This is a genomic window from Aquiflexum sp. (genome assembly GCF_041749095.1).
Taxonomy (GTDB): domain Bacteria; phylum Bacteroidota; class Bacteroidia; order Cytophagales; family Cyclobacteriaceae; genus Aquiflexum.
The window spans coordinates 1-2691 of sequence record NZ_JBGTCA010000046.1; the positions used below are offsets into that span (position 1 = coordinate 1).

At 40.1% G+C, this 2691-nt stretch carries 4 protein-coding genes; 1 reads left to right on the forward strand and 3 read right to left on the reverse strand.

Annotation, left to right across the window (positions count from 1 at the left end):
• Positions 1-366: Clp protease ClpB (locus tag ACEW8O_RS03285; protein ID WP_373493197.1), on the forward strand; the 366-nt coding region annotated here is incomplete at its 5' end.
• Between the two features lie 28 nt (positions 367-394).
• On the opposite strand, the gene ACEW8O_RS03290 is transcribed toward ACEW8O_RS03285, so the two are convergent.
• The 3 genes from ACEW8O_RS03290 to ACEW8O_RS03300 all read right to left on the reverse strand — a co-directional run.
• The gene (locus ACEW8O_RS03290) at positions 395-1072 is read right to left on the reverse strand and encodes a phosphatidylserine decarboxylase family protein (RefSeq protein WP_373493198.1); all 678 of its coding nucleotides are present in this window, start codon (positions 1070-1072) and stop codon (positions 395-397) included.
• Positions 1073-1145: 73 nt separating this feature from the next.
• A complete protein-coding gene (locus tag ACEW8O_RS03295) occupies positions 1146-2423 on the reverse strand; it encodes a Glu/Leu/Phe/Val dehydrogenase (protein WP_373493199.1) in 1278 nt (425 codons plus the stop codon).
• 71 nt (positions 2424-2494) lie between these two features.
• Positions 2495-2691: phosphatidate cytidylyltransferase (locus ACEW8O_RS03300; protein WP_373493200.1), on the reverse strand; the 197-nt coding region annotated here is incomplete at its 5' end.

A 2691-nucleotide genomic window follows, 5' to 3' on the forward strand; every position in this document is an offset into this window, starting at 1 on the left:
GAAAGCAAGAAGTCCGGTATCTTTGGCAAAAGGACGAAAAAAGACATGATTGAAACCCATAACTGGATGGAAAGGATTATTCTAAAGGACAATCAAATCATGGATGAACTTAAATTACTGAGTGAAATTGAAAAAACTGAGATCACTTACGAAAAAAACGACTATAAATTCATTTCCCAAAAACAGGAAAGGGAAATCATTCAATTGAAAAGTGCCTTGGCCGACAAAGAAGGCATGGTAATGGAGAAAAAATCGGAAAGAAGAACTTTTGAATGGACAACTTTGGTATTTTTCTTAAGTACCTTGATTCTTGGATATCTTTATTACCGGAAAATAAATTCAGGAGAAATAAAGGCATTCTCATAAAAATTGAAGGATTAAGGATAATTGCTTTTTAATGTTTTTGAGCTGGGCTTTTTAATCGTGCGATGGGTGTACTTCCGCCTTTTGTTTTATCATTTATTTTCACCAAAACTTCTGCATCCAAAGGAAGAAATACATCTACTCTGGAACCAAACTTTATAAAACCAAATTCTGCCCCCTGAATCATGGGGGATCCTTCCTTCACATACCATTTAATCCTCCTTGCGGCTGCTCCTGCAATCTGTCTGACCAAAAGCTTTAAGCCTGAAGGGTTGTAAATCACTATTGTAGTCCTTTCATTTTCAAGGCTGGATTTTGGATGCCAGGCCACCAAAAATTTACCTGGATGATATTTAATATATTCAACAACTCCAGAGATGGGAGACCGATTCACGTGTACGTTTATAGGGGACATAAATATAGAAACTTGCTTTCGCCTGTCCTTCAGATATTCTTCTTCTGTGGTTTCTTCAATCACCACGACTTTACCATCCGCCGGAGCATAAACCAAGGTTTCATCCGAGGGTAAAGTAAGAAATGGATTCCTAAAAAACTGCAATATTGCTAAATAAATGATCACACTTGCCAGCAAAACCAGGTTTAAAGCCAGATTTTGATCAGAAAAAAATTGGTGTAAAACCACGTTGATCGCTACCAAAATGATCAATGAGACAAACAAAATCGTTCTTCCTTCTTTATGGATTGTCATAACTGCTGAAAATTTAAAAAGGTGTGAAAGATTGCTTTCACACCTCAAATATAATAAACTTTCTCTTTGGGGATTAAAATCCCCCTCTGTAAGTATAGGTTTTGGCTACTTTTTCAATGGCAACTATATAGGCCGCTATCCTCATGGGTACATCGTATTTTACAGCTGCTTCATATACATGATCAAAAGCATCCTTCATGATGCGATCAGACCTTCTGTTTACCCGCTCGGCCGTCCATTTGTATCCAAGTCTATTTTGTACCCATTCAAAATAGGAGACAGTCACACCACCTGCATTTGCAAGAATATCAGGTACGGCCATAATTCCCTTTTCATTGATAATGGCATCTGCTTTTGCTGAAGTGGGCCCATTGGCGCCTTCTACAATAAGTCGTGCTTTGATTTTATCGACATTGTGAATGGTAATGACATCTTCAACGGCGGCAGGCACTAATACGTCAACTTCAAGTTCCAATATTTCGTTGGCATCAGATAATTTTTCAGCACCCAAAAAACCTTCCAAAGTACCTTTGTTGCTGTCACGATAAGCAATGGACTCCTGAATATTTATCCCTGAACTGTTATAATAGGCACCTGAGATATCGGAAACAGATATTATTTTCAGTCCCCGCTCTTCCAGAAGCAAAGAAGCCCATGAACCTACATTTCCAAATCCCTGAACGGCACAGGTAGCCTGAAAGGGATTGATTTTCAATTTTTGCATGGCTGCCAAAGCTGTGACCATAACCCCACGTCCGGTTGCCTCTGTCCTTCCCAAAGATCCTCCCAAAACAAGCGGTTTGCCAGTTACAACGGCATTAACCGTCATTCCATGTGCTTTTGAATATTCATCCATCAGCCAAGCCATTTCCCTGGGTCCGGTGCCCATATCCGGTGCGGGAATATCTTTATCAGGTCCGAAAACATCAATCATGGCCAATGTGTAAGCCCTGACGAGACGCTCAATTTCTCCCTTTGACATTTCTCTGGGATTACATTTGACTCCTCCTTTACCCCCACCAAACGGAATATCTACTACTGCACATTTCCAGGTCATCCAGGCCGCCAATGCCTTCACCTCATCCAGGTGTACATCAGGAGCAAACCTAATTCCACCCTTTGCAGGACCTAAGATGTTGGAATGAACCACACGGATACCTTCAAATACCTGGATTTTTCCATTATCCATAGTTATTGGCAGAGAAACGATAACTTGTTTGGCAGGGTTTTTCAGGACGTTGTATACCTCATCGGAAAGACCTAGTTTTTCGGCTGCCAGGTTAAACCTTTCCATCATTGACTCCAAAGGATTTTCTTTGTCCTTGATTGGAGCCGGTTCAATATAAGCCATATTGGGGTCGTTTAGTTGATCATCAAATCTTGTACAATATTAAGCAGATTTTTAATATCCTATAGGCAATTTTAAAAGATTTTCAAAAATGCCGCTATAAATGGGGCGGATAATAACAATCCGTCAAAACGGTCCATAAATCCACCATGTCCAGGAAGACCTTTTCCAGAGTCTTTGATCTCAATACTCCGCTTAAATAGTGATTCTATCAGATCACCATATGTGCCTGCGATGACTATAATAGTGGCAATGACGAGCCATTGCCATT

Coding starts and splice junctions, on each gene's coding strand:
- ACEW8O_RS03290 (WP_373493198.1), bottom strand. CDS start 1,072: ATGACAATCCATAAAGAAGGAAGAACGATTTTGTTTGTCTCATTGATC.
- ACEW8O_RS03295 (WP_373493199.1), bottom strand. CDS start 2,423: ATGGCTTATATTGAACCGGCTCCAATCAAGGACAAAGAAAATCCTTTG.